Source organism: Streptomyces sp. NPDC008313, from assembly GCF_042956125.1.
Lineage (GTDB): Bacteria > Actinomycetota > Actinomycetes > Streptomycetales > Streptomycetaceae > Streptomyces.
Genome location: NZ_JBIBFR010000001.1, coordinates 463,584 through 480,408 on the forward strand (window position 1 = coordinate 463,584; position 16,825 = coordinate 480,408).

At 70.8% G+C, this 16,825-nt stretch carries 15 protein-coding genes and 2 pseudogenes; 9 read left to right on the plus strand and 8 right to left on the minus strand.

Annotation, left to right across the window (positions count from 1 at the left end):
- Window positions 1-10: 10 nt before the first annotated feature.
- The 6 genes and pseudogenes from ACFY93_RS02070 to ACFY93_RS02095 form a co-directional block, all read left to right on the plus strand.
- Window positions 11-1,108 carry a hypothetical protein gene (locus ACFY93_RS02070; protein WP_391352767.1) on the plus strand — a complete coding sequence of 366 codons (1,098 nt, stop codon included), beginning with the start codon at window positions 11-13 and terminating at the stop codon, window positions 1,106-1,108.
- A 234-nt stretch (window positions 1,109-1,342) separates the two neighbouring features.
- Complete coding sequence (locus tag ACFY93_RS02075) at window positions 1,343-1,801, plus strand: hypothetical protein (protein ID WP_391352769.1); 459 nt, start codon at window positions 1,343-1,345, stop codon at window positions 1,799-1,801.
- Between the two features lie 144 nt (window positions 1,802-1,945).
- Window positions 1,946-3,250: a hypothetical protein gene (locus ACFY93_RS02080; RefSeq protein ID WP_391352771.1), complete on the plus strand. Its 1,305-nt coding sequence runs from the start codon at window positions 1,946-1,948 to the stop codon at window positions 3,248-3,250.
- Between the two features lie 44 nt (window positions 3,251-3,294).
- Window positions 3,295-3,792 carry a hypothetical protein gene (locus tag ACFY93_RS02085; protein WP_391352773.1) on the plus strand — a complete coding sequence of 166 codons (498 nt, stop codon included), beginning with the start codon at window positions 3,295-3,297 and terminating at the stop codon, window positions 3,790-3,792.
- A gap of 2 nt (window positions 3,793-3,794) precedes the next feature.
- On the plus strand, window positions 3,795-4,259 hold the full coding sequence (locus ACFY93_RS02090) for a hypothetical protein (protein ID WP_391352774.1): 465 nt from the start codon (window positions 3,795-3,797) through the stop codon (window positions 4,257-4,259).
- Between the two features lie 276 nt (window positions 4,260-4,535).
- A pseudogene (locus tag ACFY93_RS02095) lies at window positions 4,536-4,655 on the plus strand (ATP-binding protein); the annotation flags it as partial.
- 101 nt (window positions 4,656-4,756) lie between these two features.
- Here the strand turns inward: ACFY93_RS02095 and ACFY93_RS02100 are convergent.
- The 5 genes and pseudogenes from ACFY93_RS02100 to ACFY93_RS02120 all read right to left on the minus strand — a co-directional run.
- Window positions 4,757-4,873, minus strand: a pseudogene (locus ACFY93_RS02100) (type II toxin-antitoxin system Phd/YefM family antitoxin); the annotation flags it as partial.
- A 194-nt stretch (window positions 4,874-5,067) separates the two neighbouring features.
- Entirely contained in the window at window positions 5,068-6,690 is a 1,623-nt protein-coding gene (gene groL, locus ACFY93_RS02105; RefSeq protein WP_391352776.1) for a chaperonin GroEL, read from the minus strand.
- A 119-nt stretch (window positions 6,691-6,809) separates the two neighbouring features.
- Window positions 6,810-7,118: a co-chaperone GroES gene (gene groES / locus ACFY93_RS02110; RefSeq protein ID WP_101389639.1), complete on the minus strand. Its 309-nt coding sequence runs from the start codon at window positions 7,116-7,118 to the stop codon at window positions 6,810-6,812.
- Between the two features lie 300 nt (window positions 7,119-7,418).
- Entirely contained in the window at window positions 7,419-8,168 is a 750-nt protein-coding gene (locus tag ACFY93_RS02115) for a polysaccharide deacetylase family protein (protein WP_391352779.1), read from the minus strand.
- Entirely contained in the window at window positions 8,165-9,106 is a 942-nt protein-coding gene (locus ACFY93_RS02120; RefSeq protein ID WP_391352967.1) for a polysaccharide deacetylase family protein, read from the minus strand. Before ACFY93_RS02120 ends, ACFY93_RS02115 begins: the two co-directional genes overlap by 4 nt.
- 286 nt (window positions 9,107-9,392) lie before the next feature.
- Here ACFY93_RS02120 and ACFY93_RS02125 point away from each other — a divergent pair, with 286 nt between their 5' ends.
- Window positions 9,393-10,568: a methyltransferase domain-containing protein gene (locus tag ACFY93_RS02125; RefSeq protein ID WP_391352781.1), complete on the plus strand. Its 1,176-nt coding sequence runs from the start codon at window positions 9,393-9,395 to the stop codon at window positions 10,566-10,568.
- A gap of 17 nt (window positions 10,569-10,585) precedes the next feature.
- Here the strand turns inward: ACFY93_RS02125 and ACFY93_RS02130 are convergent, their stop codons facing one another.
- The 3 genes from ACFY93_RS02130 to ACFY93_RS02140 form a co-directional block, all read right to left on the minus strand.
- Complete coding sequence (locus ACFY93_RS02130; protein ID WP_391352783.1) at window positions 10,586-11,656, minus strand: LCP family protein; 1,071 nt, start codon at window positions 11,654-11,656, stop codon at window positions 10,586-10,588.
- Window positions 11,657-11,809: 153 nt separating this feature from the next.
- A complete protein-coding gene (locus ACFY93_RS02135; protein ID WP_391352785.1) occupies window positions 11,810-13,201 on the minus strand; it encodes an endo-1,4-beta-xylanase in 1,392 nt (463 codons plus the stop codon).
- A 224-nt stretch (window positions 13,202-13,425) separates the two neighbouring features.
- The gene (locus ACFY93_RS02140) at window positions 13,426-14,490 is read right to left on the minus strand and encodes a substrate-binding domain-containing protein (protein WP_391352787.1); all 1,065 of its coding nucleotides are present in this window, start codon (window positions 14,488-14,490) and stop codon (window positions 13,426-13,428) included.
- A gap of 108 nt (window positions 14,491-14,598) precedes the next feature.
- On the opposite strand from ACFY93_RS02140, the gene ACFY93_RS02145 reads away from it, so the two are divergent.
- Window positions 14,599-15,906: an extracellular solute-binding protein gene (locus ACFY93_RS02145; protein WP_391352788.1), complete on the plus strand. Its 1,308-nt coding sequence runs from the start codon at window positions 14,599-14,601 to the stop codon at window positions 15,904-15,906.
- Complete coding sequence (locus tag ACFY93_RS02150; RefSeq protein WP_391352790.1) at window positions 15,903-16,823, plus strand: ABC transporter permease subunit; 921 nt, start codon at window positions 15,903-15,905, stop codon at window positions 16,821-16,823. Before ACFY93_RS02145 ends, ACFY93_RS02150 begins: the two co-directional genes overlap by 4 nt.
- Window positions 16,824-16,825: the final 2 nt, after the last annotated feature.

A 16,825-nucleotide genomic window follows, 5' to 3' on the forward strand; every position in this document is an offset into this window, starting at 1 on the left:
CGACTCCACCGTGATTTACCGGCACCTTATCGCGCCCCCGCGCGCGTTCACGCAGTTCTCCCACGACCTGATCCGGCACCCCCGGCTGTCCTCCGACGCCGTGCGGCTGCTGACCTGGCAGCTCTCTCTTCCGGAGGGGACGCGCGAGTCACTGTCGCGCACCGCCGAGCGCGCCCGGATCGGCGGAAGCGCCTTCACGCGGGCCAAGCGGCAACTCAAGGACGAGGGGTTCGTGCACGAGCGGCGCGTCCAGGGTCCCGGTGGCCACTGGGTCACCCAACAGCTCGTGTCCAACGTCCCGTTGAGCCCCGGCGAGGCCGCCAAGCTCCTCGCCCGGATGCCCGTGGCACAGCCCCCGCAGCCGCCGCAGGTCGCGCAGTCCCCGCAGGTCGTACCGAGTCCCCGGAATCCGGCGGTCGGTGAGCGGACCGGTCGGCTGCCCGACGGTCTTCCCTACGGCGAGACCCCTGTGAACACCCACAACCAACCCCCCAAACCCCCCGAGGACGCCCCCGATGCCCCCGCACCCGCCGAAGCCCCCGAAGCCGCGCACGCCGCGCCGACCACGGAAGCCGCGCACGCCGCGCAAGCCCAGGTAGCCCCCGCGAACCACCGGCACGACCGCCCCGTCCCCCACCTCGAAGAGGCCCGCGCCCTCGCCGCCTCCTACCGCGATCTCGACCCGGCCCTGCGCACCATCCCCCGCCCGATGTACGCCGAGCTGACGGCCCTCACCGCCCGCTGGCTGGCCGCCGGGCACTCCCCGGCCGCCGTCCGCGCCCACATCCTGCGCAACCTCCCCGACAGCGGCGCCCCCGTCCACCGCCCCGGCGGCCTCCTGCGCCACCTCCTCGGCGAGGTACCGCCGGTACCGCCCGCACCGCCCGCCTCGCCTCCGCGGGACACCCCTCCGTACGCCCCGCAGGAGCGCCCCGGCGTCTCCGCCCGGCTCGCCGCCCTCCGCGAGTGCGAGGGCGACCACGTACAAGCCACGCTCTTCCGGCCCGTCCACGACGAAACCCTCTGCCCCTCGTGCGCGTACCGCCCTGCCGCGCCCCTCGGGTGGAACGCCCGCATGGACAAGGACGGGAACATCACCCTCAGTTGAGGCGACGCCTCTTCATCTCGACGACCGACGGGCAGCGCCGGCGGTCCAGCTCCCGGGCGGAGCCCCACCCGGCGGCGGCTCCCGCGGCCCTGCGGACAGGACCGCGGGAGCCGCAAGGAACCGCGGCCTGGAGTAGCTCCAGTGCGCCGCGATTGCGCCCCGCCTATGCGAGTTGGTTGGCCAGCCGCAGAGGGGAGAGCGCCAGACGCTATTCTGCGCTCGACGAGGACGCACATGGCTGCTGCCATCGCCCGCACCCTGGGGTGGCGCACGGGGAGAGGCAGGGACAAAGTGGCGGAACAGTCCGTCGGCATGCGGATCGACCAGTTGCCAGGCGACATCACGGGTCCCGCGAGTCAGCCGCCGCTGAAGAAGCCGGACCTCGCCTCCTCACCAGCAGAGAAGAAAGCCGCCGCGAAGGCCATCGAGGACAACATTGAGCCCGACACCCGCACAGCCGGTGACTGGGCGGAAACGGAAACCGACGCCGCCGTCAAGGCGTTCCGTGACGGCTGGGCGACCTCGGGTGCGTTGAAAAAGGCGCACACGGCTTGGGACGACCAGGTCAAGAACTTGATGAACCGGCTGTCCTCGGAGAAGACGGCGCTACGCCAGACCCATACCGTGCTCCACGGCACCGACGCGGCGGTCGGAAACGGTTCTCAGTCGATCTCGGTGTTCCACGATTACTGACCGGGCCCGCCGCAGCGGACGTCACGGGCCAGGGGCAGCAGTGCGCCTGTACCGACGCACCAGTACTGATCGCGCGTACCCGGCGGGCGGAGGATGCCGCCGTAGCGCTCAACGGGGGGAACCGTGCCGACCTATCACGAGATCATGACGACGGACCTGTCCGCTCTCACGACCGCGGCCGACCGGTGGGAGGGCATGGCCGAGCGGTTCCACAAGCAGGAAGTGGCCTACAAACGGGATGTGCACGGCATAGTCATGGGCGACAGCTGGGCGGGGCTGAGCGCGGACGCCGCCCACGCACGGTTCGGCATCACGCTGAAGGAATTCCAAAAAGCCCAGACCGAGGCGAAGGCGGTCGCCTCACTCCTGCGCGAGGCACACACGTTGTTCACGTCCCTGCGCGGCGAGCTGCAGTCCACCCGCCAGGACGCCACAGACGCCGGCATGAAAGTTTCCGACCAGGGGCTGGTCACCTTCGACACCGAGAAACTGACCGACGCCGAGCGCACCGCCTGGGTTCATGACCCGGACTACCAGGAAAGCTGCCGTAAGGCCGTCGGCTCCTGGCAGGAGGCCATCGATCAGCGGGTCAAGAAGGTGGGAAGCGCCGACAACGAGGTCAAGAGGGCTTTGCAAGGTGTGACGGTCGACGGCGATGTCGCCGACGGTACCCCGGCCGGCTTCAACGGCCAGGCCGGCGGTCACCTGGAGCAGTACGCCCCGGCCCCGCCGAAGCCCGCCACGACGCAGCCCGACGGATGGTACGACAACGGCCCGGATGCCGGGTTCTCCGTGACCACCGACCCCAAGTACGGCAAGGAGGGGTCGGTCAAGGCATACGCCGACCTCTGGCACGTGACCGGGCGGGGCACCTTGACCAACGGCGACTTCACGCTCGCCGGGATCTCCGACACCTACTACGGGGCCCGGGCCACCGCCAACTACGGCTTCAACGAGAAGGGCGTCGTAGGCAAGGCGGAGGTCTCGGCCGGGCTGAGAACGGTGGCCGAAGGCAGGGGCGAGTACGGGCCGTACGGCGGCGCCTACGTCCGCACCGAGGGCTTCGCCGGGGGCGAGGCCGGAGTCAACGCCAAAATCACCAAGGAGGAGGTCACCGTCGGTGCGAAGGCCTTCGCCGGGGGAAAGGCTTCCGTCGCCGGGGGCGGCGAGGTCGCCGGCATCGGCATCGGCGCGACGGCCGAGGGCTGGGCCGGCCCCGGCGCCGAGGCCTGGTACGGCTACAAGAAGGACGACGACGGTGTCTGGCACCTGGGCGGAAAGGCCGGTCTCTCGCCCATCCTCGGCGGCTCCGTGGGCGTCGAGATCACCGTCGACCCGGACAAGATCAGCGAAACCGCCGGTGACGCCGTCGACGCACTGGGAGACGCCACCGACGCCGTCGGAGACGGCCTCAGCTCCCTCAAGGACGGCGTCACCGACTGGTTCTGATCTACTCGCCCCTCCACCCCTGACCCATGAAAGGAGAGTCCACCGTGCCCACGACGCTGCCCGTGCCCCTGCAATTCCGGCTGCCGGACGGCTGGCTCGCCGCCCGCCAGGACGACCCCGGCGCCACCTCCGTGGCCTTCGCCGCCGTTCATCCCCGCCCCGACGCGGGTTTCGCCGCCACCATCACCATCGACGGACATATGCCGGCCGAGGAAGCAACACCGGCCGACTGTGCGGACGCGGCGGTAGGACGCCTGCGCGAAGCCGCCGAGTCGGTGGCAGTCGTTCACCGACGAGAGATCGGCTCCGCCGACGCACCCGGCCTGACCCAGCGCGTCGCTTTCTCCACCATCGTCGACGGCGTGCGCCGCGATCTGGTCCAGTCCCAGGTGTACCTGTTCCTGCCGGACGTCACCGATCCGCGCAGACGCGCGGTCATCCAGCTCGTACTGACCGCGACCGAGGCTCAGCATGACGACGTACTTCCGGACTTCCAGGTGTTCGTGGGCTCGGTGCGCCCCGACACCGGCACGGAGGTGTGACCATGGGACGCTTCTGGGACAAGCTGACCGGTACCAGGTACCCCGGCGGTAACGCACGGCGCCTGGCGCCCGCGGAGGTCACCGCGGCACTGCTCGCGCTCAACGGGCCGCAGACGCCCTTCCAGGTGCGTGCCGCCGAACCGGGCGAGAAGAAGGTCGATCTGGTGGTCGAGTGCCACTCCCGCAGGGCGGGCGTACGAATCAAAGTCAGCATGCGCCTGGTGCCGGAAACGTACGAGGTGCGGGTTCTTCAGGAGCGGTGGGAGAACCGGTCTTCCGAAAACGCCGGCAAACAGTACTCACGAGGCCACGGGCACGCGGTCTACCGGCAGTTCGAATACCAGCGAGACCCGGACGGCAAGCGCCGAAAGGTCGAGTTCCGCTTCGACACACGGCAGGTCATACATCCCCTGCAGCGCGTCGTTCTCGGCGCCGGATGGACCTGGCGAGGCGTCTTCAGGCGGTGAAGCCGAACCGCCGGCGGAGCGGAACTCGCACACGGAACCGTGGCCTGCCCGACAACCCCCACACCGGGCCACGGGGCCCCCACAGATCACCGCCGTGCGGGCGCCGCACCTGGTGAGCGGGGGTCGTCACGGGATCTTCGACGCATGACCACTTCCCCCCGCCGGGAGCGGACGGCCGCGCTCCCGCTCCCCCTCGCCGATCAGGCGGTGTTCTCGTTCCGCTTCACCGCCTCGCCCCGCGGCGCCCGGCTGGCCCGCAGGCTCGCCTCGTGCCGGATGGACGCCTGGGGCTGGCGCTACGACACCCCCGTCCACGACGCCGTGGAGCTGATCGCCGCCGAGCTGGCGGCCAACGCCGTGACCCACGGGCGTGTCCCCGGCCGGGACGCCGAGCTGCGGCTGAGCAGACGGGACGACGGGAGCGTACGCGTCGAGGTGAGCGACGCGCGGGGTGAACGGCTGCCCGGGGCGCGGGACGCCGGTAGACGAGTCGGTGCGGACATCAGGACGGCGTCGCCGCCCCTGGAGGTGATCTCCACCGGTTCGTGGTCGTCGTTGACCTGCTGGAAGAGCGGGAACAGCCGGGCGCGGGCCTCGCTGGCGGTGATGGCCACAGGCCCCCTCCTCCGATAAGTGGTACGGGCGTACGGTAACCACTCGACTGGTACGAGTATCACGTACCAGATCAACCGATCGTGCCCGGCGAGGTCGTTGTGCGACGGGGCCCGAGCTCCAGGCCCCCGGACGCGCCGGGGCCCGGCGTCCCCGTGGGGACGCCGGGCCTCGGTGATGCCTGCCGCGGTGTGCGTCAGTGGGAGTGGCCGTGGCCGTGGCCGGCCTCGGGCTCCTCCTCGGCCGGCTTCTCGACGACCAGGGTCTCGGTCGTGAGGAGCAGGGAGGCGATGGACGCGGCGTTCTCCAGGGCGGAGCGGGTGACCTTGACCGGGTCGATGACGCCGGCCTTCACCAGGTCGCCGTACTCGCCGGTCGCGGCGTTGAAGCCCTGGCCCTTGTCGAGCTCGGCGACCTTGGAGGTGATGACGTAACCCTCGAGGCCGGCGTTCTCGGCGATCCAGCGCAGCGGCTCGACGGCGGCGCGGCGGACGACGGCGACACCGGTGGCCTCGTCGCCCTCCTTGCCGAGGTTGCCCTCGAGCACCTTGACGGCGTGGACGAGCGCGGAGCCGCCACCGGAGACGATGCCCTCCTCGACCGCGGCGCGGGTCGCGGAGATGGCGTCCTCCAGACGGTGCTTCTTCTCCTTGAGCTCGACCTCGGTCGCGGCGCCGACCTTGATCACGCAGACGCCGCCGGCCAGCTTCGCGAGGCGCTCCTGGAGCTTCTCGCGGTCCCAGTCGGAGTCCGTGTTCTCGATCTCGGCCTTGATCTGGTTGACGCGGCCGACGACCTCGTCCCCGCTGCCGCCGCCGTCGACGATCGTGGTGTCGTCCTTGGTGACGGTCACGCGACGGGCGGTGCCGAGCACGTCCAGGCCGACCTGGTCGAGCTTGAGGCCGACCTCCTCGGCGATGACCTGACCACCGGTGAGGGTGGCGATGTCACCGAGCATGGCCTTGCGGCGGTCGCCGAAGCCGGGCGCCTTGACGGCCACCGCGTTGAACGTGCCGCGGATCTTGTTCACGACCAGGGTCGACAGGGCCTCGCCCTCGACGTCCTCGGCGATGATCAGCAGCGGCTTGGAGGCGTTGGTCTGGATGACCTTCTCCAGCAGCGGCAGCAGGTCCTGGATGGAGGAGATCTTGCCCTGGTGGATCAGGATGTACGGGTCGTCGAGGACGGCCTCCATACGCTCCTGGTCGGACACCATGTACGGGGACAGGTAACCCTTGTCGAAGGCCATGCCCTCGGTGAAGTCCAGCTCCAGACCGAAGGTGTTGGACTCCTCGACGGTGATGACACCGTCCTTGCCGACCTTGTCCATCGCCTCGGCGATGAGCTCGCCGACCTGGCTGTCCTGGGCGGACAGACCGGCGACGGCGGCGATGTCGGACTTCTCGTCGATCGGGCGGGCCGTGGCGAGCAGCTCGTCGGAGACGGCCTTGACGGCGGCGTCGATGCCCTTCTTGAGGAGGGCGGGGGACGCGCCGGCGGCGACGTTGCGCAGGCCCTCGCGGACGAGCGCCTGGGCCAGCACGGTGGCGGTGGTCGTACCGTCACCCGCGATGTCGTTGGTCTTGGTCGCCACCTCCTTCACCAGCTGCGCGCCGAGGTTCTCGTACGGGTCGTCGACCTCGACCTCACGGGCGATGGTGACACCGTCGTTGGTGATGGTGGGGGCGCCGAACTTCTTGTCGATGACGACGTTGCGGCCCTTGGGGCCGATCGTCACCTTGACCGTGTCGGCAAGCTTGTTGACGCCGCGCTCAAGGGCGCGACGGGCGTCCTCGTCGAACTTCAGGATCTTCGCCATGGAGCTGAGTCAGTCCTCTCGAACCTCTGGAAAAAAAGAACAGCGCCCCCGGCGCCCGGCTTCATGAGGTCGCGGGGGCCAGGGGCGCAGTTCGTAGAAAAACTGGTGGTGCCGGTGAACTACTTCTCGATGATCGCGAGCACGTCGCGAGCCGAGAGGACGAGGTACTCCTCGCCGTTGTACTTCACCTCGGTGCCGCCGTACTTGCTGTAGAGCACGACGTCGCCGACGGCGACGTCGAGTTCGACGCGCTTGCCGTCCTCGACACGGCCCGGGCCCACCGCGAGGACGACGCCCTCCTGGGGCTTCTCCTTCGCGGTGTCCGGGATGACCAGGCCAGAGGCCGTGGTCTGCTCGGCGTCGAGCGGCTGGACCACAATGCGGTCCTCGAGCGGCTTGATGGCAACCTTGGAGCTGGCGGTCGTCACGATCCGACCTCCCCCTTCGGAGATCTCACGGGGTTAACTGTCTGAGGTGGCGACCAGGTGGATCCGTCGTCGCGGGTGCCGGACCTGCCCGTCGCTATTGGCACTCTCCGGTGGGGAGTGCCAGGTCCGAGACTATGACCGCGATTAGCACTCGGTCAAGCGGAGTGCCAATCGCCTGCGGCGCGGCGTGGGTTTTTCGTCACCCGGGGCGGGTGTGGGCGTCTCGGAGGCGCTGCCCCCGGGCCCCCGTATCGGCCTGACGGCCTCGTCCTCAGACGCCGGACGGGCTGGAAACCTCCCCTACAGGTAGTCCTCCAGGCGGGCCACCGTGAAGCCCTGTCGCTGGATGTGGTGGAGGAGCCGGGGAGTGGGGTGGTGGCGGATGATGTCGCCGGGGTGGAGGCGGTGGGGGTCGCGCCACAGGACCAGGGCGTCGACGCCGCAGTCGGCGGCGGCCCGGAGCGTCGTCTCGTCGTAGGTGCCGTACGGGGGGCGCAGCAGCCGGGGGCGGACTCCGAAGCGCTGCCTCAGCTTCTCCTGCTGGCCGCAGATCTCCGCGCGCTGGCCCGCGTACGGCAGTCCCCGCAACGAGGTGTGGTCCAGGGTGTTGTTCTCGACGCTCGCGCCGGCCGACCGCAGCCGCGCCAGCTGTCCGTATCCGGGGCCCGCGACCCGGTCGGTGAGGAAGAGCGTGACCGGCAGCCGCAGTTCCCGCACCATCTCCGTGAAGCGCGGGTCGCGCTCGGCGCCGTCACCGTACGTGAGGAAGACGACCCGTTCGCGGGTCGGCACCCGGTCGACGACCGGGGGCAGCCCGCGGCGCCCGACGCGGACGGCGGGCCGGGCGGGCGGTCTCGGCGGCGGCGCCAGTGGTCCCGCGAGTCCCCAGCGGCCGTAGCTCACCGCGTCCGGCTCCGGCGTCCGCACCCGCTGCGCCGCCTTCTTGCCCAGCCGTTCGATCGGATCGACGGACTGGGCGCAGCCGACGAGCCCGGCGAGCAGCACGGACGCGAGCACGAGCGCGAGCGGGGCGCGCGTCCGCGAGGTCACAGGTAGTCCTCCAGCCGCGCCACCGCGTACCCCTTGTCCGTGACCTTCTTCAGGAAGCGCCGGACCATGTCGGGCATCGTGCCGTCCCACTCGCCGCGGCCCCGGAAGTGGGTGAGGACGATGTCGCCGGGGTGCAGGTCCCGGTCGTCCTCGCGGTACTCCCAGTGGTCGACGTAGACCTCCTCGTCCCACAGCGGGGCCGCCTTCACCCCGCAGGACTTCGCGGCGCGCAGGGTGTCGCGGTCGTAGTTGCCGTAGGGCGGCCGGAAGAGCGCCGGGCGCTCGCCGAACTGCTTCCTCATCACCTCCTGCATGCCGCAGATCTCGTGCTTCTGCTCCTTGTAGGAGAGCGCCGGGAGGTAGCGGTGGTGGAGGGTGTGGTTGTTCAGTACGACACCGCGGTCGCGCATCCGGCGGAAGTAGCCGTAGTCGTCCTTCACCGCGAAGTCGCTGAGGAAGACGGTGTACGGGATCTTCAGCTCGCTCATCATCCGCAGGAACGCCGGGTCCTTCTCGGCGCCGTCGTCGATGGTGAGGAAGACGACCTTGTCCTCGGTGGGGACGGTGGTGAAGACGGGCGGGAGGTCCTCGTCCTCGTGCCCGTCCACCTCGAAGCCCTCGCGGGTGGTGAGGACCGGCTTCTTCGCCGGGGGCGGGGGCGGGACGAGGGGGAGCTTCGCCAGCTTCCAGTGTTTCGCGGCGGCGACCCGGGCGGCGTACGACCTGTGCAGTCCGGTGGCGTACGAGTCGAGGGCGCGGGCGGCCGGCGCCTTCAGCGGAGGCCGCCCCTGCGCGTGCCCGGCGGGCTGGCCCGGCTGTGCGGGCCGCGCCTGCTGCTCCAGCCTCCGGTCGCCGGCGCCGGTACCCGTCCCGGCCCCCGCTCCGGTACCGGCCTGTCCGCAGCCGGCGGCGAGCGAGGCCGCGGCGAGCACGACGATCCCGGCCCGCACCCGCGCCCCGGCCCCGGCCCTCGTCCGGGTCGGCCGCGATCCGGCCCGCGGCCCGGTCGACGCCCCGGCCCGCGCCCCGGTCCGTGCGCGTGTACCCACCCGTGTCCCCCGTCCGGCCCCCGTGCGCACCCCACCCGACGACCGGTTTTCCTCATTTTGTCGTACTGATCGCATGGCGCCGGATCCTCGCAGGCCAGGGCAGCCGCACCGGGCCGACACCGCCACCGCGCCCGCACCATCCACCGACTGGCCCACAGTGGCCCACAATGGCCCGGTGAACGACGTCTCCCTCGCCCCTCTGCTCACCCCCGAGGGCCGTGCCCTCCTCGACGAGGTGCGGGGTACCGACCCGGCGCGGGAGCTGGCCGTGGCGACCCGGCTGCGCCGGGAGCATCCCGCCGAGCTCGTCTCGGCGGCGCTCGGCCAGGCGCGGCTGCGGCAGCGGGCGGCGGCGAAGTTCGGGGCCGAGGACGCGGAGCGGATGTTCTTCACGCCGAACGGGGTCGAGCAGTCGACGCGTACGACCGTGGCGACGCACCGGGCCGAGCGCTTCCGCGACCTCGGCGTGCGGTCCGTCGCAGACCTGTGCTGCGGCATCGGCGGCGACGCGATCGCGCTGGCCCGCGCCGGGATCCGGGTCCTCGCCGTCGACCGGGACCCGCTGACGGCGGCGGTCGCGCGGGCCAACGCCGACGCGCTCGGCCTCGGTGAACTGATCGAGGTCCGCGAGGCGGATGTCACCGAGGTCGACACGGCGGCGTACGACGCGGTCTTCGTGGACCCCGCGCGGCGCGGCGGACGCGGAAGGATCTTCGACCCGGAGGCGTACTCACCGCCCCTGTCCTGGGCCACCGGGGCCGCCCTGGGGGCCCCGCTCGCCGCGCTGAAGATCGCACCCGGCATCCCGCACGAGGCGATCCCCGCCGAGGCGGAGGCCGAGTGGATCTCGGACGGCGGGGACGTGAAGGAGGCCGTGCTCTGGTTCGGCACGGAACCGGGACTGGTGCGGGCCACCCTCCTGCCGGGCCCCCGTGTCCTGCGGGGGCGCGGGCTGCCCGACCCCGGCGTCCGCCCGCCCGGCCGCTATCTGTACGAGCCGGACGGCGCCGTCATCCGCGCCCACCTGGTCGCCGAGGCGGCCGAGGAGCTCGACGGCGGACTTCTGGACGAGACGATCGCGTACGTGACGTCCGACGTCCTGCACCCGACCCCGTACGCGACCGCCTACGAGATCACCGACCTGCTCCCCTTCAACGTGAAGCGGCTGAGGGTCCTGCTGCGGGAGCGCGAGATCGGTGTCCTGACCGTGAAGAAGCGCGGGTCGGCGGTCGAGCCGGAGGAACTGCGCCGCAAGGCGCTGCCCAAGCCCCACGGCAGGGGCGCGCTCACCGTCTTCCTGACCCGCGTGGCCGGCGCCCCGACGATGCTCCTCGGCCGGCCCGCCGGATAGGAGCCCTTCCGGTGGGGCTACTTCAGCGAGGCCCACAGGTCGCCCGCCTCCGGCTCGTCCGCCACCACCCTGTTGGGGTCCGAGGGGGCCTGGACCACCGGCATCATGACGGTCGTGACCGCCTCGGACGGCAGGTCCTTGAGGCTGCGGCCGAGGTCCATGAGTTCGCCGAGCGAGTCGAGGCCGGTGTCGGTGGTGAGGCTGCCGGTGACCGCGTCCGCGACCTTGTAGAGCCTGGCGGGGTCCGTGAGCAGGTTCGTGGCGGAGATCTGGTCCAGCAGGGCCTTGACCAGCTTCTGCTGCAGACCTATGCGGCCGAGGTCGCTGCCGTCGCCTATGCCGTGCCGGGTGCGGGCCAGCGCCAGCGCCTTCCTGCCGTCCAGCCGGTGCTCGCCCGCCTTCAGGTGGAGGTGGCTCTGGTCGTCGTCGATGTCCTCGTCCGTGGTGACGGTGACACCGCCGAGCGCGTCCACCAGGTCGGCGAAGCCCGCGAAGTCGATCTCCAGGTAGTGGTCCATGCGGACGTCCGTCATCGACTCGACCGTCTTCACCGCGCAGACGGGTCCGCCCACCGAGTACGCGGTGTTATACATCGCGTTGTACGCCACCGCCGTCGTCCCCCCGGACGGTGTCGGACAGGACGGCCGGGTGACCAGGGTGTCGCGCGGGATGCTGACGACCGTCGCCGTCGTGCGGCCCTCGTCGATGTGCACGACCATCGCCGTGTCCGAGCGGGCTCCCTCGCTGTCGCCGCCGCCGAGCTTCGCGTTCTCGGCGCCACTGCGCGAGTCGGAGCCGAGGACGAGGATGTTCAGCGCGGTGCTCGGGGCCGGGCTCGCCGAGGCGGACGCCTCCGGCGTGGCGGAGGTGGGCCCGGACCTGGCCGGGCGGTCGTCGCCCAGCGCGCTGTCGATGTCGACGCCCTTGATGTTGTGGTTCAGGTGCCAGTAGGCCCAGCCCGCCCCCGCGGCGGAGAGGACGAGTACGCCGGCGAGCGCGATCCCCGCGGCCTTCACCAGCCCGCGCCGCCGGCCACCGCGTCTCGCGGCGCCCCCGTTTTCGTCCTCGTGTTCGTTTTCTCCGCTCACGAGGGAGAACGTAAGTCGGACTTATGACGAGGAGAAGCCTTGTCTCAGGTTTCCTGCCCAAAATTTTAGACTTCTCAGGGTTTCCTCAGACAAAGCCCGACGAAGCCCAGGTCGCAGCCCGCCGTCACCCCGGCCTGGCGGCCGCCACGGGCCTCAGCCCAGCGTCACCGCCGGGACCGGGTTGCTCCCGCTCCAGGTGCCGTTGAAGCCGAACGTCACCGAGCCGCCGCTCGGCACCGTCCCGTTGTACGACGCGTTGGAGCAGGTGACGGTTGTACCGGACTGGGCACATGTCGCGTTCCACGCCTGGGTGATCCGCTGGCCCGCGCCGTAGTCCCAGCTCACCTTCCACGACGACAGCGCCGCCCCGGAGCAGCTGATGGTCACCTGGCCCGTGAATCCGGTGTTCCACTCGTTGGCGACGCTGTACGCGGCCGTGCAGTCGCCCGTCGGCGGGGTCGACGTCCCGCCGAGCGCCGTGGCGATCGCGCCGTACGCCGGTTTCGGGACGTAGTTCGCGTCGTACGGGGTCGCCGCGCCGTAGCCGTCGAAGACGTCGGGGATCCAGGAGTCGGAGTCGGTGAAGCCCCAGACGGTGACCCCGGCGCACCGGCTCACCGCGACGCAGGCGTTCATCACGGCCCGGTAGTCGGCGGCCTGCTGGGCCAGCTTCGCGTCGGTGGAGGGGAGCTGCATCCGGATGTCCAGCTCCGTGACCGCCACGTCGACGCCGAGCGCCGCGAACCGCTCGATGTTCTGCTGGAGCGTGGACGGCACCAGGCCGAGGATCAGATGGGCCTGGAGGCCGACGCCGTCGATCGGGACGCCGCGCTCCTTGAGGGACTTGACCAGGTCGTACAGAGCGGTGCTCTTCGCGTTGACGCCCTCGACGTTGTAGTCGTTGATGTAGAGCTTGGCGTCCGGGTCGGCCGCGTGGGCCCAGGTGAGCGCCCGGGCGATGTAGTCGGAGCCGAGCCCCTGGTACCAGAGGGACGTGCGGTAGGTGCCGTCCTCGTTGAAGGGCTCGTTCACCACGTCCCAGGCGGCCAGTTCGCCCTTGTACCGGGTCACCTCGGTGGTGATGTGGTCCTGGAGCAGCGTGCTCAGCTGGTCGGCCGTCCAGCTGCCGTCGGTCAGCCAGCCCGGGTTCTGGCTGTGCCAGACCAGGGTGTGCCCGCGCACCTGCTGGTCGTGGGCCTGCGCGAAGGCGACGATCCGGTCGGCCTCGCCCCAGTCGTAGCTGCCCCGGCTGGGCTCGACGGTCTCCCACTTCATGGCGTTGCCGGGCGTGAGCGAGTTGAACTGACCGCCCGCGAGGTCGCCGTACGTGCCGGTGAGCTTCGAGCCGGTGACGGCGGTGCCGATCACCTTCCCCCTGGCCTCGGCGAGATCGCGCAGCGGGGCGTCGGCGGCGCGTGCCGTCGTGCCGGCCGCGAGCAGGACGCCGACGGCGGCGACGCCCGTGAACAGGGCGACCAGCCGGGAGCGCGTCCGGGAGCGTGGGCGGGGGCGGCGGGCGGGGCGGGGATGTAAGGAGGATCTCATTGCGGGGGTACCTCCGAGAACTCCGAAAGTTTCGGCGTTTCAGCCGATTGACTTCGCAGGAGTGTGGGGGTCCGGGCCCGGCCCGTCAATACGCCGCACGCACCTCACAGGTCCGACGGGCCCCGTCTGCCACCGCGCCGCCGCCGGCACCCGGCCCGCCGTCGGCACCCCGGCCGTCCGGCACGTCGGCGTCCGGCCCGGCGAACGCCTGTCCGGGTGGCCGCTCATCCGGCGGGGTGCGGCGGCGGTGCCCCCGTGCTGCTGCGCTCCACCAGGCTGGTGGCCAGTTCCACGCGTGTCGCCACGGAGGCGCCGTCCTCGTTGCCGAGCTGCAGCACCAGCCGGGCCGCCGCCTCCGCCATCTCCGTCAGCGGCTGCCGCACGGTCGTCAGCGGCGGCCCCACCCAGCGGGCGATCGGCAGGTCGTCGAAGCCGACGACGCTCAGGTCCTCCGGGATCCGCAGTCCGAGCTCGCGCGCCGCCTCGTAGAGGCCGAGGGCCTGGAGGTCGTTCCCGGCGAAGACGGCGGTGGGCCGGTCGGGGGCGCCCAGGAGTTCGAGGCCCGCGCGGTAGCCGGTCTCGTGGTGGAAGTCGCCCGCGCGGATCAGCGCGGGGTCGACCGGCAGCCCGGCCGTCTCCAGCGCGGCCCGGTAGCCGTCGACGCGGGCGCGGCTGCACATCATCCGCGACGGTCCGCTGATCGCCCCGATCCGGGTGTGGCCCAGCTCGACGAGATGGCGGGTGGCGGCGAGGCCGCCCTGCCAGTTGGTGGCGCCGATGGACGGCACGTTGTCGCCGGGGTCGCCCGCCGGGTCCATGACGACGAAGGGGATCGACCGGCTGGTCAGCAGTGCCCGCTGAGACTCGTCGAGCCCGGACAGCACGAGGATCACGCCGTGCGGCCGGCGGGCGGCGACCTGGTCGGCCCAGCTGCGCCCCGGTGTCAGCCGGCCGGCGCTCTCGGACAGGACGACGCTCAGCCCCTCGTCCCGGGCCACGTTCTCGACGCCCCGGATCACCTCCATCGCCCAGGCGCTCTCCAGCTCGTGGAAGACCAGGTCGATCAGGGGCGAACGGCTCGCCTCGGCCCTGCGGCGCCGGTAGCCGTACGCGCGCAGCAGCTCCTCGACCCGGGTGCGGGTCGCCGGGGCGACGTCGGCTCTGCCGTTGAGCACCTTCGAAACAGTCGGAGCCGAGACACCGGCCTCGCGGGCGATCTCCGCGAGCGTCGCCGTCTGTGCGGAAGCCCTGCCGGGCCGACTGGCGGGCTGTGCTTGGGAAGGACTCATGGCCGCGATCGTATCCCTGCGCACCCCCTTGACGAACCCCCCTCGGCACCCTAGGTTCCCGGAACATTCGAAGTATTACTCGAAACATTCGCGAAAGGTGCTTGCCACATGGAGTCCTACAGCAGACGCTGGGTCCTCGGCGCCGGTGCCACCACCCTGCTCTCCGCCGGGCTCACCGCCTGCGGCTCCGGCGACAGCGGTTCGGACGGCGGATCCGAACTCACCGCGTTCGTGTGGGGTGACGACGCGGTCAAGGTGCAGACGGCCGCGGTCAACCGGTTCAACAAGTCCGCCGCGTCCAAGAAGGCCAAGGGCGACATCAAGCTGGAGAAGATCCCCGGCTCCGACTACCCCACCAAGCTGCGCACCGCGATGGGCTCGCCCAGCGCCCCCGACCTCTTCTTCAACTGGGGCGGCGGCTCGATCAAGGCCTACCAGGAGGCGAAGAGGCTCGTCGACCTGACGGACACCATCAAGGTCGACTCGGTCCTGGCGAACGGCTTCCTGCCGTCCGTGCTCTCGGCGGGCGACCTCGGCGGCCGCCACTACGGCATACCGATGCGCGGTATGCAGCCCGTGATCCTGTTCTACAACAAGACGCTCTTCGCCGAGCACAAGCTGCAGCCGCCCACCACCTGGGACCAGCTGCTGGACAACAACGCCAAGCTCAAGAAGGCGAAGATCACCCCGTTCGCGCTCGGCGGCGCGGACACCTGGACCGAGCTGATGTGGCTGGAGTACCTGGTCGACCGCATCGGCGGACCGGAGGTCTTCCGGAAGATCCAGAACGGTGACGCCTCCGGCTGGGGCGACCCGGCCGTCCTCAAGGCCGCCCAGACCGTCCGGGACCTCATCGACGACGGCGCCTTCGGCTCCAAGTACAGCTCGGTCGGGTACAACAACGCCGGCGCCCCGGCGGTCTTCGCCAAGGGCAGGGCCGCGATGCACCTGATGGGCTCCTGGGAGTACTCGACGCAGCTCGGCAAGTTCCCGGACTTCGCCAAGAAGGACATGGGCTGGTGCGCGTTCCCGACCGTCGAGGGCGGCGCCGGCGACATCCGCAACGTCGTCGGCAACCCCACCAACTACTGGTCGGTGAACTCCCGCACGAAGAACAAGGACGCCGCCATCGCGTTCCTCAGGACCTGCGCCTCGGAGGAGTACGCGAAGGCCCTCGTCGCCAACGGAGACGTCCCGACGACCGCCAACGCGGCGAAGCTGCTCGACGCCTCCCCCAACCCGGAGTTCGCCAAGTTCCAGTACGAGATGGTCCAGAAGGCGCCCGCGTTCACGCTCAGCTGGGACCAGGCCGTCGACCCTGACGTCTCCACACCCATGCTCACCGAGATCAACAAGCTGTTCGTCGGGAAGTCGACGCCCGCCCGCTTCGTGGGTGCGCTGAAGGGGCTGAAGTGAGCACCACCGCTCCCGTCAAGCAGGGCCCCGCCACCGCCTCCGTACGACGGAGGCGTGTGGCGGGGAAGGTGGGGGTCGGGCGGCCGAACGCCGCCTGGGCCCTGCCCGCAGTCCTCTACTTCGCGTTCTTCGCCGTCGTCCCGATGCTTCTGGCCTTCTACCTCTCCTTCACGGAGTGGGACGGCCTGAGCGATCCGCGGTACGTCGGCCTCGACAACTGGAAGAAGCTGATCGACGACGACCGGATGGTCCAGTCCCTGTGGGTGACCGTCCTGCTGACCGTCGTCAGCTGGGCCTTCCAGACGTTCGTGGCCCTCCTGCTCGGAGTCTGGGCGGCGGGCCGGCAGCGCAACAGGGCCATCCTGTCCGCCATCTTCTTCGTGCCGTTCCTGCTGTCCTCGACGGCGATCGCGCTCCTCTACTACGCGCTGCTCGACCCGAACTTCGGCATCATCCGGGAGAACATCCTCGGCTCGTCCAGCGGCGCGTTCCTGGCGATCGTCTTCGTCGGCGGCTGGCAGTTCATCCCCTTCCACACCCTGATCTACCAGGGCGGTGCACGGCAGATCCCCGAGGTGCTGTACCAGGCGGCGGCCATCGACGGCGCGAGCCAGACCCGGCAGTTCTTCTCGATCACCCTGCCCCAGCTGCGGCACACCATCACCACGTCGACCGTGCTGATGGTCGTCGGCTCGCTCACCTACTTCGAGACCGTCCTCATCCTCACCAAGGGCGGCCCGGGCACCGACACCGCGATCCTGCCCTACCTGATGTACGAGGCCGGCTTCAAGAGCTACGACTTCGGCTACGCCAGCGCCATCGCGTCGTTCCTGGTGGTCGTCGCCACCGGCCTGTCGCTGATCCTGGTCCGGCTGACCGGCTTCGCCTCCATGCGCAGCGCGCGCGAAGGGATGTGACG